23 protein-coding genes, 1 pseudogene and 1 CRISPR repeat array are annotated in these 24,716 nt (G+C 49.7%); of the genes and pseudogenes, 2 read left to right on the top strand and 22 right to left on the bottom strand.

Features of this window, described 5'->3' with window-relative positions; all coding sequences use genetic code 11:
* Positions 1-15: 15 nt before the first annotated feature.
* From LIZ87_RS01650 to LIZ87_RS01660, 3 genes are read right to left on the bottom strand one after another with little or no spacing between them, the layout of a single operon-like run.
* On the bottom strand, positions 16-399 hold the full coding sequence (locus LIZ87_RS01650; protein ID WP_227145000.1) for a biotin/lipoyl-containing protein: 384 nt from the start codon (positions 397-399) through the stop codon (positions 16-18).
* Positions 400-438: 39 nt separating this feature from the next.
* On the bottom strand, positions 439-1,257 hold the full coding sequence (locus LIZ87_RS01655; RefSeq protein ID WP_178313721.1) for an OadG family protein: 819 nt from the start codon (positions 1,255-1,257) through the stop codon (positions 439-441).
* Positions 1,258-1,274: 17 nt separating this feature from the next.
* On the bottom strand, positions 1,275-2,726 hold the full coding sequence (locus tag LIZ87_RS01660) for an acyl-CoA carboxylase subunit beta (RefSeq protein ID WP_227145002.1): 1,452 nt from the start codon (positions 2,724-2,726) through the stop codon (positions 1,275-1,277).
* Between the two features lie 218 nt (positions 2,727-2,944).
* On the opposite strand from LIZ87_RS01660, the gene LIZ87_RS01665 reads away from it, so the two are divergent.
* Together LIZ87_RS01665 and LIZ87_RS01670 are read left to right on the top strand one after the other, a co-directional pair.
* On the top strand, positions 2,945-3,637 hold the full coding sequence (locus LIZ87_RS01665; protein ID WP_227145004.1) for a Crp/Fnr family transcriptional regulator: 693 nt from the start codon (positions 2,945-2,947) through the stop codon (positions 3,635-3,637).
* Positions 3,638-3,741: 104 nt separating this feature from the next.
* Positions 3,742-4,728 (top strand): D-isomer specific 2-hydroxyacid dehydrogenase family protein, encoded by a 987-nt coding sequence (locus LIZ87_RS01670; protein ID WP_227145007.1) that lies wholly within the window; start codon positions 3,742-3,744, stop codon positions 4,726-4,728.
* 179 nt (positions 4,729-4,907) lie between these two features.
* On the opposite strand, the gene LIZ87_RS01675 is transcribed toward LIZ87_RS01670, so the two are convergent.
* The 19 genes and pseudogenes from LIZ87_RS01675 to LIZ87_RS01760 form a co-directional block, all read right to left on the bottom strand.
* Positions 4,908-6,122 carry an aspartate kinase gene (locus LIZ87_RS01675; RefSeq protein WP_227145009.1) on the bottom strand — a complete coding sequence of 405 codons (1,215 nt, stop codon included), beginning with the start codon at positions 6,120-6,122 and terminating at the stop codon, positions 4,908-4,910.
* A gap of 591 nt (positions 6,123-6,713) precedes the next feature.
* A CRISPR array of direct repeats spans positions 6,714-7,011; the repeat unit is 32 nt; unit sequence ATTTCTATTCACGCTCCCACGAGGGGAGCGAC.
* 208 nt (positions 7,012-7,219) lie between these two features.
* A complete protein-coding gene (gene cas2 / locus LIZ87_RS01680) occupies positions 7,220-7,510 on the bottom strand; it encodes a CRISPR-associated endonuclease Cas2 (RefSeq protein WP_178315560.1) in 291 nt (96 codons plus the stop codon).
* A gap of 11 nt (positions 7,511-7,521) precedes the next feature.
* Complete coding sequence (gene cas1c / locus LIZ87_RS01685; protein WP_227145011.1) at positions 7,522-8,553, bottom strand: type I-C CRISPR-associated endonuclease Cas1c; 1,032 nt, start codon at positions 8,551-8,553, stop codon at positions 7,522-7,524.
* Complete coding sequence (gene cas4 / locus LIZ87_RS01690; protein WP_178315556.1) at positions 8,550-9,215, bottom strand: CRISPR-associated protein Cas4; 666 nt, start codon at positions 9,213-9,215, stop codon at positions 8,550-8,552. The genes cas1c and cas4 overlap by 4 nt, the downstream gene beginning before the upstream one ends.
* Entirely contained in the window at positions 9,215-10,105 is an 891-nt protein-coding gene (gene cas7c / locus LIZ87_RS01695) for a type I-C CRISPR-associated protein Cas7/Csd2 (RefSeq protein WP_178315554.1), read from the bottom strand. Before cas7c ends, cas4 begins: the two co-directional genes overlap by 1 nt.
* 1 nt (position 10,106) lies before the next feature.
* The gene (gene cas8c / locus LIZ87_RS01700) at positions 10,107-11,894 is read right to left on the bottom strand and encodes a type I-C CRISPR-associated protein Cas8c/Csd1 (protein WP_178315552.1); all 1,788 of its coding nucleotides are present in this window, start codon (positions 11,892-11,894) and stop codon (positions 10,107-10,109) included.
* On the bottom strand, positions 11,891-12,550 hold the full coding sequence (gene cas5c, locus LIZ87_RS01705) for a type I-C CRISPR-associated protein Cas5c (protein ID WP_178315549.1): 660 nt from the start codon (positions 12,548-12,550) through the stop codon (positions 11,891-11,893). The genes cas8c and cas5c overlap by 4 nt, the downstream gene beginning before the upstream one ends.
* 234 nt (positions 12,551-12,784) lie before the next feature.
* Positions 12,785-14,272, bottom strand: a complete 1,488-nt coding sequence (gene cas3, locus LIZ87_RS01710) for a CRISPR-associated helicase Cas3' (protein ID WP_330664516.1) — start codon at positions 14,270-14,272, stop codon at positions 12,785-12,787.
* Between the two features lie 150 nt (positions 14,273-14,422).
* Positions 14,423-14,995 (bottom strand): annotated as a pseudogene (locus LIZ87_RS23045) (CRISPR-associated endonuclease Cas3''); the annotation flags it as partial.
* 232 nt (positions 14,996-15,227) lie between these two features.
* The gene (locus tag LIZ87_RS01715) at positions 15,228-15,890 is read right to left on the bottom strand and encodes a GntR family transcriptional regulator (protein ID WP_227145013.1); all 663 of its coding nucleotides are present in this window, start codon (positions 15,888-15,890) and stop codon (positions 15,228-15,230) included.
* A gap of 165 nt (positions 15,891-16,055) precedes the next feature.
* Complete coding sequence (locus LIZ87_RS01720; protein WP_178315543.1) at positions 16,056-17,015, bottom strand: transketolase family protein; 960 nt, start codon at positions 17,013-17,015, stop codon at positions 16,056-16,058.
* Positions 17,016-17,029: 14 nt separating this feature from the next.
* A complete protein-coding gene (locus LIZ87_RS01725; RefSeq protein WP_178315542.1) occupies positions 17,030-17,887 on the bottom strand; it encodes a transketolase in 858 nt (285 codons plus the stop codon).
* 124 nt (positions 17,888-18,011) lie between these two features.
* Positions 18,012-18,671: an aspartate/glutamate racemase family protein gene (locus LIZ87_RS01730; protein ID WP_227145015.1), complete on the bottom strand. Its 660-nt coding sequence runs from the start codon at positions 18,669-18,671 to the stop codon at positions 18,012-18,014.
* Between the two features lie 154 nt (positions 18,672-18,825).
* Positions 18,826-19,794: a transketolase family protein gene (locus LIZ87_RS01735; protein ID WP_178315914.1), complete on the bottom strand. Its 969-nt coding sequence runs from the start codon at positions 19,792-19,794 to the stop codon at positions 18,826-18,828.
* Between the two features lie 13 nt (positions 19,795-19,807).
* Complete coding sequence (locus LIZ87_RS01740; RefSeq protein ID WP_227145017.1) at positions 19,808-20,659, bottom strand: transketolase; 852 nt, start codon at positions 20,657-20,659, stop codon at positions 19,808-19,810.
* Between the two features lie 108 nt (positions 20,660-20,767).
* On the bottom strand, positions 20,768-21,787 hold the full coding sequence (locus LIZ87_RS01745; protein WP_178315912.1) for a zinc-dependent alcohol dehydrogenase: 1,020 nt from the start codon (positions 21,785-21,787) through the stop codon (positions 20,768-20,770).
* Positions 21,788-21,814: 27 nt separating this feature from the next.
* On the bottom strand, positions 21,815-22,774 hold the full coding sequence (locus LIZ87_RS01750) for a sugar phosphate isomerase/epimerase family protein (protein ID WP_178315911.1): 960 nt from the start codon (positions 22,772-22,774) through the stop codon (positions 21,815-21,817).
* A gap of 73 nt (positions 22,775-22,847) precedes the next feature.
* Complete coding sequence (locus tag LIZ87_RS01755; protein ID WP_178315910.1) at positions 22,848-24,134, bottom strand: TRAP transporter large permease; 1,287 nt, start codon at positions 24,132-24,134, stop codon at positions 22,848-22,850.
* The gene (locus tag LIZ87_RS01760; protein ID WP_227145019.1) at positions 24,131-24,628 is read right to left on the bottom strand and encodes a TRAP transporter small permease; all 498 of its coding nucleotides are present in this window, start codon (positions 24,626-24,628) and stop codon (positions 24,131-24,133) included. The genes LIZ87_RS01755 and LIZ87_RS01760 overlap by 4 nt, the downstream gene beginning before the upstream one ends.
* Positions 24,629-24,716: the final 88 nt, after the last annotated feature.

Consider the following 24,716-nt stretch of genomic DNA (forward strand, 5'->3'; position numbering starts at 1 on the left):
GACTCATCTTCGTGCTTAGTTCAGAGTAGCCAATACCGCGCCGGCTTCAACGGAATCGCCATTGGATACATTAATGCTGGCAATGGATCCATCCTCTGGAGCTACGATGTCATTCTCCATCTTCATAGCCTCCAGAACCAGGATAACGTCACCCTTCTTTACAGCCTGTCCTACGGAGCTCTTGATAGAGATCACCTTACCTGGCATAGGAGCTGTCACGTTCACAGAGCCTGCTGCTCCGGCTGGTGCTGCAGGAGCTGGTGCTGCCGGGGCTGGAGCTGCTGCCGGAGCTGCTACAGGTGCTACCGGAGCTGCTGCTGGTGCTGCTGCTACTGCAGCGCCTTCCTCAACGGTTACTGCATATGCTTTTCCATTTACTGTAATTGTATAAGATTTCATGATTTGATTTCCTCCTAAATTATTCGTAGATAAATGCGATCATCTTCTCTTCGGGCCCTGTACACGGCGGATGGAACGTACCACCAGGCCGTTAGAAGAGGTTCCCTCATATGCAGCAATTGCTGCTGTGATCACGGCTACCAGCTCTGCATCATCAGACAGATCGCTGCCTGCCGCGGGTACTGCCGGGGGTGCTGCTACAGGCGCAGGCTTTGGAGCAGGTGCCGCAGGCGCCTTCTTCGCCTTTTCCTGATTTACCTCCCATTCATGGATAAACTTAAAGCAATAGATGATCAGGCTGATAAAGATCAGCACGGCAAATACGGTTCCAACACCAATAACAGTATAAACAGTTGCTGTCTTTAACAGGCCGCCGATGGAGGTATCCTCCTCCTCGCCTGCGGACATATCGGTAAATTCTGCCTTGATCTGCTGGGTTGCCATATTCAGGTTTAAAACATACTGCTTTGTTCCCTCTGTAAAGGTAACAGGGATCATAACCGTATAGCTTCCGTCTGCCAGAAGAACAGTGGATGCGGTGTCAAGGTCAACGCTCTTTAACTCACCCATCTCTTCTCTTACAGCAAGCTGCTCCTCATAGATCTCAGCGCTGGACATATCTCCCTGGGCCTCTGCCAGCTTCTTCTGTACAATGAGCTGATCCTTCGGCACACCCAGAGTCTGCGCTGCAGAAAGCATAATGGACTGTGACATGGCATCATCCACCGGCGTTCCGTCCATACTGATATGGGAAGCAGCCTCAGAGGCATCACCACTCTGCTTTGAGCAGGCCGACAGGCTTACCAGGCAGGCAGCCATGAGCACAGCTGCTGCTGTTCGTTTTATTAATCGTCTCATATACATGCCACCTCTCTTTAAACCGTGCCATGCTTCTTAGACGGACGGTCCTCACTTTTTGTAAACAGCATTTCAAAGGCTGCGATCACTCTCTGACGTGTCTCCGCTGCCTTGATGATATCATCTACATATCCCCTCTTAGCTGCTGCCACAGCGCTGGACTGCAGTGCCTTGTACTCTGCTGCCTTTTCATTGATCAGGGAGACTGCGTCATCTGCCTCTGCGATCTCCTTTGCATACATGATCTTCACAGCCTCAGCCGGATCCATCATGCCGATCACAGCGTTCGGCCATGCGTATACCATGTCTGCGCCCAGGCTCTTGCTGCCCATTGTCAGATAAGCGCTTCCCAGGGCATCCTTTACGATCACAGTCACCTTCGGAACGCTGGCGTTTGCGTAAGCATAGGTCAGGCGTGCTGCTGCCTTTGCGATCCTTCTCTCGCTGCACATCTTGGCCTTATAGCCCTTTACATTTACAAGGGTGAGCACAGGGATGCTGAATGCATCGCAGAAGTTGATGAACTCGGTGGCCTTATCACAGCCTTTTCCGGACAGGACAGCGTCAAAGGTCTCCTTCTTCTCACCATCCTCATATACCTCTGTACGGTTTGCCACACAGCCTACTGTGTTGCCGTTCAGACGGATGAAGGCGGTTACCATGGAAGGCTCATAATCCTTTTTCACTTCCATATAGAAATTGTTGTCAGAAATCATAGCCAGAGCCAGAGAGGTGTCACCTGCACATCCCTCAATGCCCTCGCACATGCGGTTTAAATCGTCCTGACACTCGCCGTAGGACATATCATCTTCATTATTCGCCGGGAGAATGGAAACCAGTGTGCGGATCTGAGCCAGGATAGAAGCCTCATCTCCGGTGAAATCTACCAGTCCTGCTTCCTTGCTCTGGAATGCAGCGGCAGAGGTATCGCACTTGCCCACATAATTACCGTCCAATGCATTAGGAGCATTGACAAACAGCTTTGCGGACTTATCTTCCATGAAGGTGAAATCAGAGATTCCTGCTGATACAGCCATGCCGCCGCCGCAGGTTCCGAAGATCGCTGTGATCTGAGGAATCACACCGGAAGCCATGGTCTGGCTTAAGTACAGCTTGCCGAAGCCGTCCAGGGCATCTGTTGCTTCCTGGAGACGCAGGCCTGCGCAGTCGATCAGGCCGATCACCGGCGCACCCATTTTCATTGCCATGGAATAAATGTTGCAGATCTTCTTTGCATGCATCTCGCCCATGGATCCGCCCAGTACAGACGCATCCTGGCTGTATACATACACCAGACACCCGCCGATGGTACCATAGCCAGTAACGACACCGTCAGCCGGGGTTTCCTGCTCAGTCATGTTAAAGTCTGTATTTCTGGCTGTGATATACGCGCCGACTTCAACAAAACTGTTCTCATCAAGCAGGGCTGCTATACGGCTGCTTGCTGAAGTTTGTGCTGAATTACTCATTTTCCAGTCCTCCATCATTCATTAGTTTACTATTTAGACGGCAGAAATTGCACATCCTGCCGCGAAAAGCAGAAATACTGCCATGTACAATTATAATAACATTCCTGTCAAATATCAAGTAAAAATGGCATAAAAAGGTGAAAATATTAACGATTTTTAAGATTACTTTTGCAGTTTTACTTCAAAACACGTATACTGGAATACAGGAAATACTTCTGATGCCAAAGACGTTGGCGGAAAGAGAGGCATCTATGAAGCCTAATGGCTTTACCTCCAGCGAACTCTTTTTGCTGGAAACGATCGGAAATACCATCACAGTTCCACCCGGGCATCCTATCTATCTGGCCGGAGATCCCGCAGACCGCTTATATTATATACGCAGCGGCCGGGTACGCGTGTTTGAGAATACTTCCTCCGGCAGGGAATTTACTCTGGATGTGATAAAGGCAGGCCACACCTTTGGGGAATCTGCCTTCGTGGAATACAATGTGCGCCCGGTAAATGTCCAGGCCGTGACGGAGACCGTGATGATCTCCTGCCGCACTGCGGACCTGGTTCCTTACTTTCAGAAGGAACCCTCCCTGGCTCTGCACATCCTCCAGATGTGCTCTGAGTCCATGGACCGGCTGGCAAGGAGGATGCATGAGCAGTGCTTTCTTGACCGATATGGGAAGGTGGCAAATTATTTGTTAGATATGACTGCCGCGCCTGCTCCCGGCGCTAAAGCTCTCATGTCTCTTCCTTATACCCATTCTGACCTGGCGGAATCTCTGAATCTCAGCCGTTCTACGGTTTCTTCCGTACTGCGGTCCTTTGAGGAAAAGGGCTGGGTGAAGAGCTGCTATGGCTCTGTGTCCATACTGGACAGAAAAGCTCTGTCTTCTTTTATAAAACAGCAGAAAAATCTCTGAATTGTCGTATAGACAACAATCTTCTTATTGAGAATATGCTATGATTTAATATATATATTATATATATCAGACATGCATGGACTGGATAAAGGAGGACTGCTGCAATGAAAATATTTGCGTACGAAGTGAGAGATGACGAGAAAAAAGCCTTTGAGAGGCTGGCAGAGGAATATGGGGTGGAGCTTACGATAAGCACTGACGTTCCCAGCCTTCAGAATGCCGGGGAGGTGGCCGGCTTTGATGGGATCACCATGCTAGGCCAGGGCAATATCAGCCGTGAGCTGCTGGAAGCATATAAGCAGGCAGGCATCCGCTTTTTATCCACCCGGACCATCGGATACAACCACATTGATCTGAAGGCTGCAAAGGACCTGGGCATCAAGGTATGCAATGCAAGCTATCCGCCCAACGGCGTGGCGGACTTTACCGTGATGATGATCCTTATGAGCCTGCGCCATTACAAGCAGGCTATGTGGCGCGGCTATGTCAATGACTTCTCCCTAAAAGGCCTTCAGGGCCGGGATTTAAAGGATATGACCGTGGGCATCATGGGTACCGGCCGCATCGGCCTTCAGGTGATAAAGAACCTGACCGGCTTTGGCTGCCGCATCCTTGCTTACGATGTATTTGAAAATGAAGAGGCAAAGTCTATGGCCCAGTATGTGGATCTGGAGACTCTTTACAGGGAATCTGATATCATCAGCCTTCACATGCCCCTTCTTCCTTCCACCCGCCATATCATCAATGCAGAGAGCATTGCAAAAATGAAAGATGGGGTCATTATTGTTAACTGTGCCCGCGGCGAGCTGACAGACAGCAATGCTCTGGTAGACGGCATTGAATCCATGAATATCGGCGCTCTGGGCATGGATACCATGGAAGGCGAGGAGGGTATCATCCACGCAGACCGCAGGACCGATATCATCGCAAACCGCAACTGGTTCTATCTCCACCAGTTCCGCAATGTCATCATGACGCAGCACATGGCCTTCTATACCGTGCAGGCCGTGGACAGCATGGTACGCTGCGGCGTGGAGGGCATTGTGAAAATGTCACAGGACGGAACCTATCAGACGATGCTGACAAAATAACTGCTGCAGGCCCGGAACCTGTTTTCCGGTTCGAAAACATACATTGGCGGAGGCTGCTCCCTTTTTCAGGAGCCAGCCTCCGCCTGTTAATTGTTCTCTGCCTGTTTTGTCTTTGCCGGCCTGGTTTTCTGCCGTTTCTGCCTTATCTCCTCTGCCCGTCCTGTACCCGTTCTCCTTTATCAGCCCATGGAAAAGAACTTATCGTGGATCACCTGTACCGCCTTTGCGGCATCCTTTTCATCCACCAGCACCGAGATCTTGATCTCACTGGTGGAGATCATGTTGATATTGATATGGGCATCATACAGAGCCTCAAACATTTTAGCCGCTACCCCCGGATTATTGATCATGCCTGCGCCTACCACAGACACCTTGGCAACCTCTGTGTTTGTCTCAAGCCTTGCGTAGCGGATGCTCTCCCTGTTCTCCTTTAACAGCTCTGCCGCCTTCTCTAAGTCAGACTGCGCCACCGTAAAGCAGATATCCTTTCCCTCTTCATGACCAATGCCCTGTAGGATGATATCTACATTGATATGGTTCTTTGCCAGCAGGGAAAATACCTTAAAGGAGGTGCCGATCTCATTGGGAACGCCGATCAATGCGATCCTCGCAATATCCTTGTCCTTTGCTACACTGCTGATATATGTCTTCTCCATCTGCTTTACGACTCCCTTCACCTTTGTTCCCGGATGGCCGGTAAAGCTTGACAGCACCTCCAGGTTTACATTGTATTTTCTTGCCATCTCCACAGACCGGTTGTGGAGCACCTGGGCTCCCAGGGTGGCTAACTCAAGCATTTCATTGTATGTAACCTCATCCAGCTTTCTTGCTCCCTTGACCAGCCTTGGATCTGCGGTGTACACACCGTCCACATCTGTGTAGATCTGGCATATATCTGCTCCCAGGGAAGCCGCCAGGGCCACTGCCGAGGTATCGGAGCCTCCCCGCCCTAAGGTGGTGATATCCTGGTTTCTGTTCACGCCCTGGAAGCCTGTGACAATCACGATCTTCCTCTGGTTTAACTCCGCCTCGATGCGCTCTGTGTCGATCCTCTTGATTCTCGCATTCCTGGCAGCAGTGTTGGTGTACATGCCTGCCTGCCAGCCTGTCAGCGATATCACAGGATACCCCAATGCCTCGATGGCCATAGCGCACAGGGCCACAGATATCTGCTCTCCTGTTGACAGCAGCATATCCATCTCACGGTTAGAGCCCTTTGGGTTAATCTCCTTTGCCTTCTCGATCAGGTCGTCGGTGGTATCCCCCTGGGCAGAAAGCACTGCCACTACCTGATTCCCCGCCTTATAGGTATCTGTGATGATCCGCGCCACATTGCGTATGCGCTCTGCATCCGCCACAGATGTCCCTCCGAATTTCTGTACAATTAAGCCCATAAATATTCCTTTCTCTCTTCCTTCAAGCCCAAAAGAGCAGCCGCCCCGCAAGGCTGCCGCTCCTAAGCGTTTCCTGCTTTTCTATTTTACACCAGGCGACTCATTTGTCAATTCCCTTCGTACCATTTTCTTACGTTCCTTCCTGTTAACTGATAAGTCTCCAAATACATTTGTATCTTCTGAAAGAATCATACGGACTTATTTACGTGAAGCCGCCCCAAACTTTCTTTGTACAGAAGGCATTACACCGGGAAATTGAACACATCATCGCCCCGGCGAACTCCAGCATGTCCCTTCGACAAGGTCACTGATAATGGCCAGGATCCCGAAAGGTCCGACTTTTCCCGGCTATCAAATATATTCAATTACCATTGACACTTTTTTGAAAAGGCATATTGATGGGATTCATTTACGAATGGTTAAGGAATGTGGTGAAAATATCTCCCATGGGACTCGCCTTCTTCCTGTTGGAAAGAGTCGGCAGCATTCTTATCATAGCAGAGCAACTACTCTTTTTCTACCCTTTTCCCTGCAAATGAAAAGCAGGAAATGTACCTACCTATGATTGGGTCTTTGGAAAGAATTTTGGCTATCTCTATCCGCGCTCCCACGAGGGGAGCGACGGTATCCAATTCAAATACTGGTTTTGTCTGGCAGATTTCTATTCACACTCCCACGAGGGGAGCGACGAAGTTTTAAAAGCATTAGCTGTGACATCCCCTGTATTTCTATTCACGCTCCCACGAGGGGAGCGACCTGTTGTCATTGTAAGGATGCCATCTTTAGACAAAATTTCTATTCACGCTCCCACGAGGGGAGCGACTAGGCATCCTGGTGAAGTCTTCCATAACGTAACCATTTCTATTCACGCTCCCACGAGGGGAGCGACAGCAAAATCATACAAACTTCCTCACAATTTACCTATAAAACCTCCACAAAATCCTCATTTTTCTATATCACCACTGCTCCATTCTTCCTAATCATAACATTCTGCCTCCATTTTGTGCACAATTCCTGGTGCGGATCCCCCAGGAATTTTATGGGCGCTCCCGAACCGCACTAAAAACTTTCATTTTTTAATAAGAACCTTATTCTCTCTAAAAGAAGATCGGTGCCTCGATATCCTTCCCTCTGTCCACGCCAATATGTTCCACCTTTGTTTTATGGTTGTTGCCCAAATAATAAAATCGGATACTGTCCACCTTCTCATCTATCATATCAGACAAGACCGCTTTCAGTTGTAGGCATTGAGCATTATCTAAAATGCACTCAAACACAGAATTTTGGACCCTCGTCCCGTAATTCACACATTGCTTTGCTACTTTACGAAGACGCCGTTTTCCTGAATCTGTCTCGGTATTCACGTCATAAGTGATCAATACCAGCATGTTTCCTCCTACTATTTCCAGAAAAATGGCGGATATTCCTCCAGATCGCCGCGCAAGTATCTCGCCAAGAGCATTGACTGCACAAAGGGAACCATCCCCCATTCCACCTTTTCATTTAGAAAGGGATGCGTGATTGTATCCTTTTTGCGCTCCTGCCACTCTGTCAATATACGCTTGCGTGCATCATCATCCATCAGTATCGCACCATTTTCTTTCTTAACAAAATCTCTTTTATTGACGATCCGCTTATTAATCAATGTAAGCACAAACCGGTCTGCCAAAACAGGTCTGAGTTCCTCTATGAGGTCTAAGGCCAGCGATACTCTTCCCGGTCTGTCTGTATGCATAAATCCTATGTAAGGATCCAGTCCTACTGTCTCTAATGCGGATGCTGTCATGCTCGCCAATAAAGTATAAACAAACGATAACATTGCGTTAACATTGTCAAGAGGCGGCCTTCGTGTTCTCCCCTTAAAAACAAAATCGCTTTTTTGCTGCTGAATCATCTCATTGAACACGCTAAAATAGATACTCGCTGCCTCTCCCTCCAGTCCACGCAACCGCTCCTGTCCCTCGCACGTTCGGACAGGCACCATAGCCTCCTGCAGAAATGCTGACGCCCTTTTTACCCGTTCCGCGTCAATCTGCATCCCATGCTCCCGGATTGCTCGTTCCAGCACCCATCTGGAATTGTATATCTTTCCGAGAATGCAGTTGCGAGCAATCAGAAGACTCCTGGCCGGATCATCCGATACCCTGCACTGTATTTTTCGAAGAAGGACATTCCCTCTCACTTTCCCAGTCACTCTGGCAAGAAATTTTCCCTGCGGTGTCAGAAAACATAATGAAATATTCCTTTCTGCGCAGGCTCCCATCAGAGCCGGGCTTGCTCCTCTATATCCAAAAGATACGATTGCCTCAAAATTGTGCAACGGAACCTTCCCAATCTCCTGCTCCCCATCAAGTACTACTGCATTTTCTCCATCAAGTGACAAATAGTGCCCTGGTGATGTCAAATAGAGCGTATTCAGCAACTTTTTCATAGAGTCTCCTCCCGTATATGGGTATCAATATAATGGCTTACCGAACCGGCCTTCCCAAGCTTTGGCAGACAGATGTCTTTTAGCGAGCAGGCATTACAGGCTTTACTCCACTTAACACGAGGCGTATAACCTCGCTGAAACAGTTCATGCATCTCCGTAAGCATTTTCCGCACTTGCTCGCGTAGCTCTGCAGTAATCTCAATATTTTCCCGTTTACGGATCTCTCCATAATAAACAGCTCCTGAAGGAACATCAATGGAAAACATCTCTTCCAAACACAACGCCTGCGCAGCCAGCTGAAGGATATCTATCTCAGAAGTTTTGGGCTTTCCCTTTTTATATTCTATGGGAAATGGACGATAATTCCCCTTATGTCCAAATATTGTGATGCCATCCTCGACGCAGCAAAACTCCACAACATCACATTCTCCACTGATCCCCAATTCTCTTGAATGTACAGGAAGCCCTCTTGTGATCAGAACGTCATTTCTTTTCTCAAAAGAAAACTTATCATGTGCTTTTCTGTGCAGCAACTCGCCTGAAACCGTATGCACATTTTCCTGCCATTGCTGCTCCAGATGAATCAGTGCCCATTGGCGTTTACAGAAGGCATAATGCTGAATCCCGGAAAGCATCAGATATTCTTCTTCCCGGTACTCCATCAGATCTTCCTCATAAGTTCCACCGTCTCGGGGATTGCCGAGTTGTCGATCCACACCTTATAATCGCTGTATTTCCTTGGTACCCCTGCATCCCCTTCCCGCTCTATCTTCACTGCATCAAACAATTTATATGCAGGGCAATCTCCCAACTCCCTGCTGTGTTTAAAAACGATCAATTCCCGCACAGCCATCTTTCCCCTAGCTGCAGAGCGATCGATTTCAAACATATTGATAATTGCCTCCCAAAGAAGCTCCAGATCCTCCTCTGAAAATCCTGTCACACGCCTGGCTAAATTTGCCGATATGAAACCTTCCGCGCGATAAAGTGCATATGGAACAATATTCTTCCGCCCCATTTCCGTTTTTTTCTCCTCAGCATCCTTCTCCGTGGTGATCGCCACACGAGTAATCGTGACTTCCTGTGTGCTGATGGGATCCACGCTTCTGGCAAATCCGATCTGTACTGGACCACGTACCTGTCCGCAATTCAGCGCCGCTTTTACAAAAGTAGTCATCACTGCTCCAAAGGTACGGATATCATAGAAATTGCTGCACATAAAATCACGGATTTTCAGATCGATATCGGGATCATTCTTTTTCGCCTCTTTGATCTTTTTATCATCTGTCTTTAACGCCTCATAGGCAAGGTTATCGCTTCGATTTAACGGAGTTTCTTCTTTGATATAAATTTTATAGCCATTCTGCTCTTCTTTGACTGCCTGTACATAGTTACGTATTTTTCGCTTCAGGCATACGTCCGTCACCAGGCCATACCCGCTTTCCGGATCAATACGAGGAAGATTCCCCGCGTCCGGGTCACCGTTCGGATTCCCATTCTCCACATCGAACAAGATCACAAACTCATATCTGTTTTTAATTGCCTCTGCCATATTATTTATCTCCCTTCTTTTCATAACGTTTCTGTGTCTGGTGGTAATACCCCATTATAAACATCCCCTGCTGATCCAACGTGAGCCGTTTAGGGCAGGCTACCGACTGTGTGTCTAAAATGGTTATCTTTTCCTGCAACTCTCCCAGGAGTTTTTCATAGTTTACTGCCTGTCCTTTATTGGAGATCTTCCTGATATGGCTATTCTTCAAACGGAATAGAATAGGAAATATCATAGCAGGGGTCGCGCAGGCCGAATTGAAATAACGATCCTTGATCGTTGCATTGATCCCCGGATTAGCTGCTTCCTGAATTGCCTCCAGCACAGCAAATTCTCTGCCCAATACATAGGCAATATCATTGTTTTCTTCGTTTAAGCCCACTGAGATATCCTCCTTATAGTTATTTACCAAATATGCTTTGATGATTGCTGCTCTTCCGGGTGTGATCTTCTGTGTCCTGCTATCCCTATCATCCTGTTCACTGCGGATTCGCCCCAAAACTGCACTGTACAAGCCCGCAGGATAACAGCCTCCGGACAAAATCGCTCGATAGGTCGCTGCTGAAACACTGGGATTTGGAGTTTTATTCTTTGATTTTTTATTTACAGTCTCCTGCATCATCCTCCAGATTCCCATATACTCCAGATTATCCCATGAAGGCCGTATGATTTGCATCCTTTTATAATGTTCTCCGATATGCTGCAGTAGATTTCCAAAGCTATCCTGATAAAAGAAACGCACGGAAAGCCGCGCCGCATTTGGCGCTATCCCAAGGATATAGAACGGTTCTGTCAGTGAAAGCTGCCCCTCTATCTCATCTATATCGATGGCCTTCTCATTTTCCAGATTTTTAAATACACTGTTCAGCAGATCCTGCGTGTCAACCTCTGCATCCGGATCCATTACATTCATAAACAGCTGCTGATATCCTGGGTCACCGCTCTTTGACCAGTAAACGATCACTGTGTCCCCCAGTGTAGCGCGATATCGATTTTCTCCGCTGCCCCGTCCGCTTCCGATCAAATAATTGAGGGCTGTCGTATATGCGTATACAGCATGTACTCCTACCGGCGCATTGTAGCTCTGTTCCTTGCCATAGGACTCAAAAGCCGGTGCATTAAAGGATACCAAAGCTGCACCGCTGGACTGCGCACCAGGCACTCCTTTGATCGGAGTATGAATACGAGCGATCTCATCTCTCTTTCCAGTCACCAAACACACTGCCTGATATCCGTCTGAGGCCTGTTCCCGATAGCCGTTCCAGGCATCAATCACCTTACTATCCTCTTGAACATACTGACCATCATAGATAAACACCAGATTCCCTCCGGTCAGGATATCCGGAAGATCCTCCTTCAAGGCTTCATGTTCAGCCGCTTTTTGTGGCTCCCAGCTTTCAAAGAACGCCTTTACAGCCTTTGCCGGCTCACTGGTACAGGATTCCAATATCTGAAGATGACGTTCCTTTGACGCCTGGAAGCATTGCAGAGTGCGTTCCGGCTTTCCTTTTCCATCAATCCCTAATAAATATCCGGAATGGTCACATAAGAAATTTGGAGAAATACCCACTGTTCTTGTCACGGGCTCCGGAACCTTGATCAATGCCGGATTCCATACGCTCTTCTTTCCACGCTTTTCCTCCTGCTTCAATGGGACCACTCGGAGCAGCTGCCCTTCTGATCCGATCTGCAATCCATGGGAAACCTTGGCAACACTCCAGCCCGGCCTGGTCACTGCTCCCTGTTCCGCCAGTCTTTCATAATATTCCACCAACGCCTGTAGGATCATCTGAGCACCTCGCAATCTCTCAGATCCAAAACCCCGTTTTCCAAAACAGCACGGAAAAACATAGGCTGTATATCCTTTGGATCCGTATAATCAAAGCCGTACAGCATATAGCCAAGATCGCGTCTTTCATCAGGATACGCCGTATCTACCACCTCCTGATCATATAATTCAAATCGGGCCGGGAATTCCCTGCAGCCAAAATAGGGCTGGTGGAAGCACTGGCCTCTTCTGAGCCTCCGCATGATGATGTCCTTAAACTTCCCGGGATTATCTGTATCGTTTGCCTTAGAAGTTAGTTCAAAATGGGCATCTATTACATAATCAACGTCGCGCAGGATCATAGATGCCCTCTGCACAATCTCTTCTCTACTGCTAATACTGATATCCTTCCCGCTTCCTTTCATGACGCTGAGTACATTTCCCGGTACCACTTTCGATTTTATTTCATTCCGGCGGACACTGGTAAATTGGATCGGTTTCCTGACATAGATCTTGTCAATCACCCACCGACAGCCAGGGTGCCAATACACCGCTTCAAGAAGTCCTTCCGCTGCTGATGGCGTTATTATGTCGTAGCTGCAGCGTTCTACTTTGAACTCACTTCTTGAGAAAAGCGCATAATCACCCCAGACATGGACTCGCACTCCGTACCCCATCAAATCACCTTCATAATTCATTTAGCGTTTTGTTCCTATTATCTACAGAATATAACAATACGAAAATTTTGTCAAGAAAAATCCGCGATATATTTGCGTAATCTGTGAATATATGATATGTTTTAGATGTTTCTCAATTTTTGGTCAGTCATTTAGACTGCGGGTTGAAATATTTACCGTTTTGTTCCTTCTGGAACAGGGCTGAATGGACCTTATCTCCATTCAGCCCTGCTTTCAGAAAAACACGGCATCTCCCCGTTCAGCCTTCACCTTTAACCCTTCTGCTTCCGTATACATCTCGGCTCTCTTCAGTATTGCAATCTGCTCATCTAACACCTCAAGAGCATCTTCCGCCAACAGGTTGCCATATACCTTCTCATATATATTTACACTATATCTTCCCACAGCGCGCATCACAGCTCTGCTCCGTATCCCATAGCGCAGCTGATCCTTCAAGCCTACTGCCTCCGGTGTATCCACAATAAAGATTGCTTTCGTATCGTTCTCTATCAGCTGAAATTCTTTTGCTACGGACGCAAAGGGTATCGTATCGATCCGCTGTTCATCGAGCTTTTTTATGATCCCTTTTTTATCCAGACTATCTCCCTGAAAATAGTGCAGGCGCTTAAAATATCCCTCTATTGCCTCTGGCGAAGTGATGTCCTCGTATTCCTCCAGGATCTGTTCGGACACACGGATTGCCAGTTTCAAGCCATCATTACGCTTCTGTTCTTCCTTTGCAAACCAGAAGATGTGGACGAGACTCTCCTCAGCCTCCCGCTTTCCCTCCCGATTGCAACGTCCGGCTGCCTGGATCATAGAATCCAATCCGGCAAGCTCCCGGTAGACTGTCTCGAAATCCAGATCTACCCCTGCCTCCACAAGGCTGGTAGCGATCACCAGGCAACGTTTACCTGCCTGCAAACTCGCCCTAATCGCTTGCAGCTTTCTCCTTCTATGCTCTGGATACATATAGGTTGAAAGATGAAAAACCCCTTCCTCCTCACATAACTCCTCATATATTTCTTGAACCTGATCTCTCGTGTTTAATATACAGAGCGCCTGGTGTTCATTCTTTAATCGGTGAATCAAACTCGCTTTATCCAGCTCGCGATCTATCACCATATGACTTCTCCGAAAGGCCAAAAATTGTTTTCTCACGTCAGGGCATATTTCCCCTTTTATGATCTTACTCAAAAACAATTCCTGAAGGGATGGCTGCGTTGCCGTACACAAAACCGCCGTGCATCCGTAATTCTGAACCAATTCTTCTATCACTTTTACACAAGGCAACAGATAATCGAATGGCAGCATCTGCGCCTCATCAAAGATCAGAACACTTCCCGCAATATTATGGAGTTTTCTGCATCTGGATGATTTGTTTGCGAACAATGATTCAAAAAATTGTACATTTGTCGTCACAACTACTGGTTTGTCCCAGTTTTCCGTGGCAAGACGAAGCATTTGAAATTCATCCCCATCATATTCCGCATTGCTGTGATGTTCCAAAACCTGATCCGTTCCAAGGATATTCCGAAATACTTCTGCATTCTGTTCAATAATACTTGTGTAAGGAATCACGTAAATAATTCGCTTTAACTCATGGACAACTGCATGCTCCAGAGCAAAAGCCATAGATGAAATCGTCTTTCCTCCGCCAGTAGGGACGGTTAGATGATAAATTCCCTGCTCTTTCTTCCCCGTCCTGATACATTCTTTCAAAATAGCGGTTCTCCGACCATTTAAAGATGTCGCTTCGTTTGAAGCCAACCAAAGAGAAATCTTTTGCCAAAGACGCCGATGCAATTCTTCCATAGAGGCATTTTCCAGTTCCCGTTCCATTCCCCTCATAAATGCCTCTGTATCCAGATAATCCGCATCAACCAGACAGGAAAATATCATGCGTATAAAGAATGCATAGCTAAAGCATCCTCTTGTTGTCGCCACAATTTTGGGCATATCTAATGGCGGAAGCCCTATCTCTTTGCCAAAAGCTTCATAAGGCGGGATTCTCTTTTTCAGCCTTCCTCTGAGAGTGGGAAGTGAGCCATCATCGGCCTTTCCACCGCCATCCGGCAGACCGGCGTGATGTCCTGCGACACAGTATGCGGCCGGATATGCCTTCATATTTTTTAGCTCAACAGCCCCGGCAGTTGCATGGTCTACTCTTTTCTCGCTGCCTCGTATCCGCTTCTGAAAATCCTCAGAATATTTTCCGATATCATGCGCCAATCCACAGACATATCCCCAATCACCATGACCAAATGCGCTGGCAAATTGTCTTGCTGTTTCTGCTGTTTTAATCAGATGTTCTTGAAGCGTTTGGTTTCTCCGCCTATCTTCGGATATATGGGCCAGGTATTGCTGATCAATTGATCTATTCTCTTTTAGCAAAATATTCCTCCTTCGTTCCCGCAAAGATATATATCCCCTAAACACACTCATTCGTATTAAAAGAATATCATATGTAATATCAAAAGTAAATCGCAGGATATAATGAGATAGAGTTTCTTGACCTGGATTGATTTATATCCCTAAGCCAGTAATTGAACAGCAGAGCGGAAGCGTGCCGAAAATTCTGAAATATCAAGGAATAGAAAAAGGGTGTCCCCAAAAGTCATAAAGTGACTTGAAAGATACCCTCTTTTTCTGCCCCTTCAGCAGCCGCCGCCCTCTGTCAGCCAAACCAGAAGGCCATATACTCATCCTGGGCATGCTGCACATGCCACTCCATGTCCTTGGCCGCCCCCTCGAAATCCCCGGCCAGCATCAGATCCACCAGTCTTAAGTGATCCTCCAGGACCTTCTTTTGATATTCCTCTGAGCTCAGCTCCTCGTGGAAGGCAGCCAGACGCCTGGCATCTGGGATGCGCTCGATCTGCTGCTCGCTGTACTCCAGCATGCTGTTGATGTTGCGGTTGGTGCATTTTTCCATCAGGAGCAGATGGGGGTGGTGACGCATGGAAATGCCGGGACGGCTGCGCTTTGGAGGTATCTCCTCTACGATTTCCTTGATCACCAGCTCCCTCTCATGCTCAAGCTCTTCTTTTGTAAGCTGAGGGCCGTAGGTGCGTATCAGCCACGGCTCAAGGAGCATACGGACCTGAAAAATATCCAGGGCATCCTGATAGGTAAAGGACAGCACCATGATCCCGCGCTTTGGAAGGATCTGTAAGAAGCCTTCCTGGGAAAGGGCGATCAGGGCCTCCCTCACGGGTGTCCTGCTGGTATTCAGCTCCTGGGCCAGTGCCTTCTCATCAATAAAGGTCTGTGCCGGGTAGGTTGCGTCCATGATACGCTTCTTTATGATCTCATATGCTTTATCCTTTAAACTGCTCATACTGACACGCTCCATCTTTCTTTTACTCTGCGGTTCCTTTTTTACAGGAGAATCTTGTATACATATTATATACTTCATGCTTCTCCTTTGTCAATGTAAAGAACATCCCACCTTTCTGCACTTTGTGCCTTTCTGCCGTCAGGTGCAGTGCAGAATGTTTAAGCATCAGGATCTCTTCTTTTTCTCCACCAGAGTCCTTGCTGCTTCTGTAATGGCCTCCACAGACAGCCCGTACTTGTCCATCAGAGCATCGTGATCCCCGGATTCTCCAAAGCAGTCCGGTATACCGACCCGCTTCATGGGGATCGGATACTGCTCTGACAGCACCTCCGCCACTGCGCTTCCCAGGCAGCCCATAATGGTGGACTCCTCCACAGTGACGATACAGCCAGTCTCCCTTGCAGCCTTTAAAACTGCCTCCTCGTCCAATGGCTTCACACAGGACATATCCAAAACTCTGGCGGATATTCCCTGCTCTGCCAGCACGTCCCGCGCCTGGAGGGAACGCGGGATGGTCGTCCCGCAGGCAATGAGTGTGACATCCGTGCCATCCTCCAGAAGATTGGCCTTACCGATGGTAAACCGGTAATTTTCATCAAAGACCTTCAGGAAAGGCAGCTTTCCCAGCCGGATGTAGGCGGGTCCCTCATGGGCTGCCAATGCCTTTACAATGACATTGGTGGATGTTGTATCTGCCGGGTAAACTACCACATTTCCTGGAATGGTCCTCATGATGGCCATATCCTCCGGGCTCTGGTGGGTGACGCCTTCATTTCCTGCTGACAGCCCTCCCATACCTCCTGCTACCTTTACATTGAGATGGGGATATGCGATGAAGGTACGGAACTGCTCCAGGGAGCGCATGGCCACAAAGGGGGCAAAGGAGCCTGCAAACACCTGAAAGCCCGTGGCTGCCAGGCCGGCAGCCACGCCCATCATATTCTGTTCTGCGATCCCGATATTGATCACACGTTCCGGGAACTCCTCGGACATATTCTTCATTCCCAGATTGTTGGTGGTATCTGCCCCCATTCCTATGATGGACGCATCCTCCCTTGCCAGCTCATGAACGGCATTTCCAAACGCATCACGGGTGGTCTTTTTTTCTCTTTCAAACTGTCTCATATCGTAACCTCCCCTCACATTTCGCCGCAGTCAATGGCTGCATCCTGAGCGTCCAGCTCTGTCATAGCCTGACGATACTCTTCCTCTGTGCAGACCTTGGCATGCCACTTGTTGTTGTGTTCAATAAAGCTGATGCCCTTCCCCTTCACCGTATGGGCGATGATGCAGACAGGCTTTCCTGCAAACTCCTTTGCAATGGAAAGCTTTGACACGATCTCTCCCATATCATGACCATTCATCTCCATCACATGCCAGCCAAAGGCCTTCCATTTTTCCACCAGCGGATGGAGGCAGTTGATCTCATCAACATCCCCGCAGCTCTGATAGTGGTTGTAGTCCACAATGGCTACCAGGTTGTCGATCTTTTTGTTGGGCGCTGCCATAGCGGCTTCCCAGACCATTCCCTCCTGTATTTCCCCATCTCCCAGGATGACATACACTTTGGAATGTACCTTTTTCTTTAGCTTCAGCCCCATTGCAATCCCCAGTCCGCAGGACAAGCCATTGCCCAGGGAACCGCTGGTCATATCCACGCCCGGAGTCTTTCCTAACACCGGATGGCCCTGAAGGCGGCTATTGATACCTCTTGCCGTCATAAGCTCTTCTCTTGGGAAATACCCCCTCTCTGCCAGGGCAGAGTAGAGAACGGCATAGCCGTGGCCCTTTGACAGGATGAATCTGTCCCTATCCTCCCACTCCGGCTCATCCGGACGGATCCTCATGATCTTAAAATACAGGGCGGCTACGATGTCCGTGGAGGACAGAGCCGGACCTACATGGATGGCGCCGTTGCCGGAATGGGCGCTTATCTCCATAATGTCACGGCGGATCTGCACCGCCTGCTTTTTCAGACGCTTTAATTCCTTCTCCATAAATGCTCCCTTCTTAAGAGTCTGTTTCCACAGCAGTCCGCTTCGCGGTATACTGCCTGTGAACAGTAACCTGTTCCATTCCCTTCCTGTCCTTTTGGCAGGAAGGGTCATCCAAATAGTTCTGTCACATGATCGTTTTCAGGTAAGCTGCACAAGTATCCGGGCTGTTCAGCATCGTTACATCTCCCAGGGCCGCCTTCAGCGCCTCTGCAAAATTGGACATGGATGCCTGGGCTAAAAGGACAATATCCGCATCGCTGCAGAGCTCCCTTGCCGTCTTAACCACAGCCTGGGCAGCTGCCTCCATGTTGCCGCCGATCATGGCCTCAAAAGCTCCCGGCGCAACTGCACTCACAACCTCCACCGGGCGGCCCGCTTCTGCCGCCAGCCTCTTTACAAGGCGTACAGAGGGCTCCACTGTCGTTGCAAGGGTTGCCAGGACAGCCACCTTTTTTCCGTTCTCCGCCGCATATTTTGCCATAGGATAATCTACCCGCAGGATATTGGTTCCCGGATTAGATGCCGCAAAGGCCTCTGCCGCCTCGCCGATGGAGGAGCAGGTGCAGACGACCACATCAGGCTGCGTCCCTGCCGCCGCCGTAAACAGCGCATCCAGACGCTCCTCTAACTGCAGGTTCATGCCTCCTGCAGCCACCATATCCCCGATGAGCCCGCTGTCCAGGATATGGTAGAACTTTGCCCCTCCCACAGCATCTCCAAACTTCTTTTCAATGATTCCGGGCAGTGCGCCCATACCTGTATGTACACATGCAATTTTCTTCATACAAACCTCCATTTCCGCAGCGCAGAGACGGACCTATGTCCGTATCCTGCGCCTGATCTCTACGTCCGCCTTGGCTTTTCTTCCAGGCCCGCTCCCTGCATCCGTTCCGGCCTTCCTCCCGTGCCTGCTCCCTGCGTCCGCCTTAAGCCTTCTTCTACGCCTGCGGCTTGCGCTTTATTGTTTCCAGTACCTTTGCAGCGATATCCTCTGCGGTGAGCTTGAATTTTTTCATGAGAAAATCAAGGCTTCCCACCTCTCCATACTGCTCATCGACACCGATAAAGCCCATGGGAACAGGAAGGTTCTCCACGATGCAGGCGGATACCGCATGTCCCAAGCCGGAGGCCAGGCAGTGATTTTCAGCGGTGACAATGCAGCCTGTCTTCTTCGCGGACTGGATGATCAGCTCCTTGTCCAGAGGACGCCAGGTGAACATATCCACCACACGCACGCTTACACCCATGGTTTTCAGCAGCTCAGCAGCCTTTAGGGCTTCCTTCACCTCTACGCCGCTGGCAATGATCGTAGCGTCGTCTCCCTCTGCAAGCACATTGCCCTTTCCGATCTCGAAGGAGGAGTCCGGTGTGTAGACGGCGTCTGTGCACCTCCTCCACTGGCGGATGTAAAAGGTGCCATAGGTATCTACGATCTGCGGCAGCAGGGCTGCCATCATATTGGCATCTGTAGGCTCCACAAGGGTAATATTGGGCAGGCTGTTATAGATGCCCATGTCCTCCATGCCCTGATGGGAACCGCCGTTGGTTGTCGCCACCACACCGCCGTCTGAGCCGATCATCTTCACATTCAGTCCCGCATAGCAGGCGCTTAGGAATGCCTGGTCAATGCACTTTCTGCTGGCAAAGCAGGAAAAGGTATGGGTAAATGGTATCACACCGCACTCGCTCATGCCTGCCGCCACGCCTACCATATTGGCCTCCTGGATGCCGCAGTCAAAGGTGCGCTCCGGATAGGCCTGCTGGAAGGCCTTTAAGCCGCTGGCCCCGATCAGGTCTGCATCCAGCACGGCAATCTTGTGGTTTGTCTTTGCAAGCTCTATCAGTGTCTGCGCGAGAACATCACGCATTGCTGCAGTTTTCGTATTGTTTTCTGCTAACTTAAACATTGTAATGCCTCCTCTACGCTCTGATCTTAGCGATCTTCTCATCCAGCAGCTTCATTTCTGTCTCATACTGCTCATCGCTGCATGGAAGGTGGTGGCAAAGTCCTGCTGCCTCCGCAAAGCTGCAGCCCTTTCCCTTAATGGTATTTAACACAATAACAGACGGACGGCCCTTGCAGGCCTTGCTGTTTTCAATGGCCTCATAGATGGCCCCGATATCATGGCCGTCAATCTCCTGGGCATACCAGCCAAACTGCCGGAACTTTTCTGTAATGCTTCCCAGATCACAGATATCCTTTGTCCAGCCATCTAACTGCTGCTTATTGTAGTCTATCAATACAGTCAGATTGTCCACCTTATGCTGGGCGCAGAACATGGCTGCCTCCCATACCTGGCCCTCGTCGCATTCTCCGTCTCCCACGATACAGTAGGTACGGTAGCTTCCCCCTGTGACACGCGCTCCCACAGCGCTTCCCACGGCAACGCTGATCCCTGTTCCAAGGGAGCCTGCGGAGTAATCCACTCCCGGCGTTTTCAGCCTGTCCACATGGCTGGGAAGAATGGTTCCTCCCTGGTTCATGGTAGTGAGCGCCTCTGCCGGGAAATACCCCTTTAAGCTCAGGGTCGCGTAAAGGGAGGGGCCGCAGTGCCCCTTGCTAAGCACAAACCGGTCTCTGTCCGCCATCCTCGGCTTCTTTGGGTCTATGTGCATCACCTTTCCGTAAAGGACAGCCAGGGCCTCCACCATGCTCATGGCCCCGCCGATATGTCCCATGCCGCAGCTGTGGATGGCTGTCAGCGTGCTTTTCCTGATTTCACATGCAAATATCTCTAATTCCTTTTTTTCCTGACTTGTCAGCATTTTCATCTTTCCTTCCGATTAAGCCTCCCGCCCTGTCAGGCGGTGAATCACAGTTACTGTTCACAGCCCGGCTAAAAAGCAGCCGTTCTGTGAACAATAACGAATTACAATCCCTTAGTCAAACACTACGACCACCTTTCCTGTCTCAGGGTTACGGGCATTGGCAAATGCAAATGCCTTATCGCTCTCCTCAAACGGGAAGGTATCTGTCACCATCTTATCCGCATGCTTTGCATACAGCTCATATCTGGCTATCACAGGGGCAAACTTGCCCATCTGAAGGCGGCTTCCGATGATCGTAAGCTGCTTTGCCATCACGGGGATGGGATCATCGATATGGACTGCAACCGGCGCTACAGGCACCAGCCGTCCTGCCGGAGAAAGCATTTCCACATTGTCATTCATCATACGTGCCAATCCGGCGCAGTCTAAGATCACATTGACTCCCTCGCCCTCTGTCACTTCCTTTACCAGTGCCTTCAGATCCTGCTCCCTGGGATCCACCGCATAATCAGCTCCCAGCTCCTTTGCCAGCTCCAGCCGTCCCTTCACGATCTCGCTGACGATCACCTTTGCTCCAAAATGCTTTGCGGTATCGCAGCACATAAGTCCGATCGGACCGCCGCCGTGGATCAGCACCACATCACCTGCCTCCACCTTTGCCTGGCTGCACACCTGGGCTGCAATGGTGTAAGGCTCCACCAGGGCTGCCTGTACCCATGTCATCCAGTCAGGGATCTTGTGCCATTGCTTTTCCTGGGCACAGTAGTATTCCTGCCAGCCCCCGTTGCAGTTGCATCCCGTTACCTTCAATGTTCTGCATACGTTTCCCTGGCCGTGCCTGCAGGCGTAGCATGTTCCGCAGTAATTGATGGGTTCATGCACTACCCTGTCACCCGGCTTTAAGTTCTTTACGCCAGGGCCTACCTCCACGACCTCCCCTGCAAACTCATGGCCCGGTATCCTGTCCACGCCCATGGACATGGAGTGCTCGCCCATATAAATGTGCAGGTCTGTCCCGCAGATGCCGGCTGATCTTACCTTTACCAGCACATCATCCGGCCTTGTGATCTGCGGCTTTTCCGTCTCTATGAAAAAGCAGTCCTCTTTTCCTCGAATAACAAATGCTTTCATGATATCTCCTTTCCGCCTGAAGGCTTCCTACTTCAATACTTCTTCTTCCCGTTCACGGAAGTATTCAAGGGTTGCCTGGGCGATCTCTGTTTTTATATGTTCAGGATAAGGGATAAAGGGATCAAAGCCTCCATCCCTTAAGCAGGCGCTTGCCGTGGGCTCTCCCACCGCATAGCATCCCTCCCTGTTAAAGCCGACCAAATAGAGTGCGCGGATCACCGTATCGAGATCCATCATACCTGTTCCAATGGCTCCTCCATTGCAGGTATCCCTCAGATGAAGGCATAACAGCTGCTTTCCGCAGTTCATGATGGCCTCCCCCAGATGGGGCTCCCCTGCCAGCAGATGCTTCATATCCCCGTAAATGTACTGTACATAGGGATGATCCACATCTTTCATATACTGCCTCGCCTCCTCAATATTGTGGCAGAAGGGCACGGCTCCTCTGTGGCAGATCTCAATGGCACAGCGGATGTCATTTTCCTCAAATATGCGGGCGTGCTCCTTCAGAAAGGCAACGCTTCTGCTGTAATCGCCGCTGTCTGCCGGATGCCCCACTCCCACAGGCCCCGGCGTGATCAGATAATAAGAGCCCCCTGCTGCTTTACAAAACTCTACATTATTCTTCAGGTAATCGAAAGCCCTCTGGCGGCCAAAGCTGTCTCTCTCCGTGAAGGCCATTCCCGGCAGAGTGAAAGGGCAGACGCCGGAGCATTTCATGTTCCAAGTCTCTAAGGCCTCTTTTATCTCCCTTAACCTGGTCTGATTCCCCGTATCCGGTCCTCCGTAATTTCCCGGAAGCTCTGCATATTGGTAGCCCAGCCTTCCCAGACGCTCAATGGAGGCCTCCACCGGCTCCAGTCCAAAGGCCGGAACAGAAAAGGACAGGTCGATGCGCCGCTTAAAGCGCTCCGGATGCTTCTCCTTTTGAAGCTCAAATTCGTCTCTGATATTCTGGCTGATCGCCTCATAGCGCTGTAATTTCATCCCAATCCCCCTCTTTCTCCTTGCCTGAAAGCCGGCTTTCTGGCTCTGGCAAAATGCATCTTCACACTTGGATTCAGAATACGGAGTAATTTGCCAGCACCGGCAGCGTCAAGGACAGCTGCGGCACAAAGCTTACAAGCAGCAAGGCGGCGATCATGGCTCCCATCCATGGGATATAGGCCTTTACCAGCCGCATAGCCGGCAGGCCGCTTAGCTTACTCATGACAAAGATCAAAATACCGAAGGGCGGCGTCATGGAGCCAATGCCCATGTTGAGAACAAAAATAATGCCGAACTGCACCGGGCTGATCCCCCACTCCTTTACTAAGGGAAGAAGGATCGGCACCAGAATAGTGATAGCTGCTGTGGCGTCCATAAACATACCCACTACCAGGAGGAATACGTTGATTAGCAGGATCAGTGCCACCCTGCTGTCCACTGCACCGGAGATCGCGGCAGCAATCTTCTGCGGGATCATGCTGCGCACCAGGATGCTTCCGAACATGGCAGAAAATGCAACTACCAGACCGATCGTCGCAGAGTCATGGACCGTCTCGATCACCATGGCTCCCAGATCACTTAAGCTTACCTCCTTATAGATAAACACGCTCAAGATCATGGCATAGATAACAACGATAGCCGCAGCCTCCGTGGCTGTAAAAATACCTGTATAAATGCCTAAAAGGATGATAACGACCGTCATAAGGGAAAGCACAGCCTCTTTAAAGCTGATTGCAGCCTCGCTTAAGGACGGGAACTTCTCCTTGGGATATTTCTTTATGACCGCATAGATGAATACCACGCCCATCATGATCAGGGCCATAAGGATCCCCGGAACAACGCCTGCAAGGAACAGCGCGCCGATGGAGGCTCCGGAAATCGTTCCGTAGACGATCATAGGAATGCTGGGTGGTATCATGGGGCCCAGCATGGAGGAGCAGGCCGTTACGCCGCAGGTAAACTCATCGTCAAAGCCGTCGTCACGCATGGCCTTCAGCTCAATGGCCCCAAGGCCTCCTGCGTCTGCCACCGCGCTGCCTGACATTCCTGCAAAGATCACACTGCAGATGACATTTACATGACCCAGACCGCCGGGAAGCCAGCCCACCAGATCCTTTGCAAACCGGAAAAGCCTTCTGGTGATGCCTCCTGTATTCATGAGCTTTCCTGCCAGCAAAAACAGAGGGATCGCTAAGAAAGTAAAGGAATTAATGCCTGACAGGCTGGAGGATGCCAGCGTGCCCCACTGGATCCCGGAATGGGCCGCCATACCGATAAGGGTTGCTATGCCGATGCTGTAGGCTACAGGAACGCCGCAGAGCATCAATAGAATAAGAACGATCAAAAACAGAAAATTCATTTTTCTCCTCCTGCCGGCTTCTGAAATGAAAGGATAATGTCCACAATGTGCAGTATTGAAGCAATGGTAATCAGCCCCGTAAGGATGCTCACCAGGATATAGTGCTGGCTCATGGAAATGGATTTTACCACGCTGAAGGTAACTCCCTCATATTTGGTGACCGCATTCACATACGCAAAGGTCATGATACCGGAAAATGCGGACACCGCCAGATAGATCAGGATCTCGATCCCTTTTCTTACTGCTCCCGGAAGCATATCCAGGAAAGAAGTGATTGCAATATGGCCTCCTGTGCGCGCCAGATCCACTGTTCCAAAGAGCACCAGATACACAAAAGCATACCTGGTAAGCTCATCTACCCACACCAGAGTACCGCCCAGCTTGCGGACCGCTACCTGTCCGGCAATCGCTGCGCAGATAAATACCAGCAGAAGCGCTGCCGCAGTCCTGCAGGCCGCATCCACAGCCGAAGTAAACTTATTTATTGTTTTCATACCAATCTCCTTTTGTTTCCTCCCGGATGGCCCCTGCCCGTTTTTTCACGGGCCGGAGTCCTGCTTCCCCGGTGCAGGCGAAAGCCTC

The sequence above is a fragment of the Lacrimispora sp. 210928-DFI.3.58 genome, assembly GCF_020554865.1.
GTDB lineage: Bacteria > Bacillota > Clostridia > Lachnospirales > Lachnospiraceae > Enterocloster.

Coding starts and splice junctions, on each gene's coding strand:
- LIZ87_RS01650 (WP_227145000.1), bottom strand. CDS start 399: ATGAAATCTTATACAATTACAGTAAATGGAAAAGCATATGCAGTAACC.
- LIZ87_RS01655 (WP_178313721.1), bottom strand. CDS start 1,257: ATGAGACGATTAATAAAACGAACAGCAGCAGCTGTGCTCATGGCTGCC.
- LIZ87_RS01660 (WP_227145002.1), bottom strand. CDS start 2,726: ATGAGTAATTCAGCACAAACTTCAGCAAGCAGCCGTATAGCAGCCCTG.
- LIZ87_RS01665 (WP_227145004.1), top strand. CDS start 2,945: ATGCCAAAGACGTTGGCGGAAAGAGAGGCATCTATGAAGCCTAATGGC.
- LIZ87_RS01670 (WP_227145007.1), top strand. CDS start 3,742: ATGAAAATATTTGCGTACGAAGTGAGAGATGACGAGAAAAAAGCCTTT.
- LIZ87_RS01675 (WP_227145009.1), bottom strand. CDS start 6,122: ATGGGCTTAATTGTACAGAAATTCGGAGGGACATCTGTGGCGGATGCA.
- cas2 (WP_178315560.1), bottom strand. CDS start 7,510: ATGCTGGTATTGATCACTTATGACGTGAATACCGAGACAGATTCAGGA.
- cas1c (WP_227145011.1), bottom strand. CDS start 8,553: ATGAAAAAGTTGCTGAATACGCTCTATTTGACATCACCAGGGCACTAT.
- cas4 (WP_178315556.1), bottom strand. CDS start 9,215: ATGGAGTACCGGGAAGAAGAATATCTGATGCTTTCCGGGATTCAGCAT.
- cas7c (WP_178315554.1), bottom strand. CDS start 10,105: ATGGCAGAGGCAATTAAAAACAGATATGAGTTTGTGATCTTGTTCGAT.
- cas8c (WP_178315552.1), bottom strand. CDS start 11,894: ATGATCCTACAGGCGTTGGTGGAATATTATGAAAGACTGGCGGAACAG.
- cas5c (WP_178315549.1), bottom strand. CDS start 12,550: ATGGGGTACGGAGTGCGAGTCCATGTCTGGGGTGATTATGCGCTTTTC.
- LIZ87_RS01715 (WP_227145013.1), bottom strand. CDS start 15,890: ATGAGCAGTTTAAAGGATAAAGCATATGAGATCATAAAGAAGCGTATC.
- LIZ87_RS01720 (WP_178315543.1), bottom strand. CDS start 17,015: ATGAGACAGTTTGAAAGAGAAAAAAAGACCACCCGTGATGCGTTTGGA.
- LIZ87_RS01725 (WP_178315542.1), bottom strand. CDS start 17,887: ATGGAGAAGGAATTAAAGCGTCTGAAAAAGCAGGCGGTGCAGATCCGC.
- LIZ87_RS01730 (WP_227145015.1), bottom strand. CDS start 18,671: ATGAAGAAAATTGCATGTGTACATACAGGTATGGGCGCACTGCCCGGA.
- LIZ87_RS01735 (WP_178315914.1), bottom strand. CDS start 19,794: ATGTTTAAGTTAGCAGAAAACAATACGAAAACTGCAGCAATGCGTGAT.
- LIZ87_RS01740 (WP_227145017.1), bottom strand. CDS start 20,659: ATGAAAATGCTGACAAGTCAGGAAAAAAAGGAATTAGAGATATTTGCA.
- LIZ87_RS01745 (WP_178315912.1), bottom strand. CDS start 21,787: ATGAAAGCATTTGTTATTCGAGGAAAAGAGGACTGCTTTTTCATAGAG.
- LIZ87_RS01750 (WP_178315911.1), bottom strand. CDS start 22,774: ATGAAATTACAGCGCTATGAGGCGATCAGCCAGAATATCAGAGACGAA.
- LIZ87_RS01755 (WP_178315910.1), bottom strand. CDS start 24,134: ATGAATTTTCTGTTTTTGATCGTTCTTATTCTATTGATGCTCTGCGGC.
- LIZ87_RS01760 (WP_227145019.1), bottom strand. CDS start 24,628: ATGAAAACAATAAATAAGTTTACTTCGGCTGTGGATGCGGCCTGCAGG.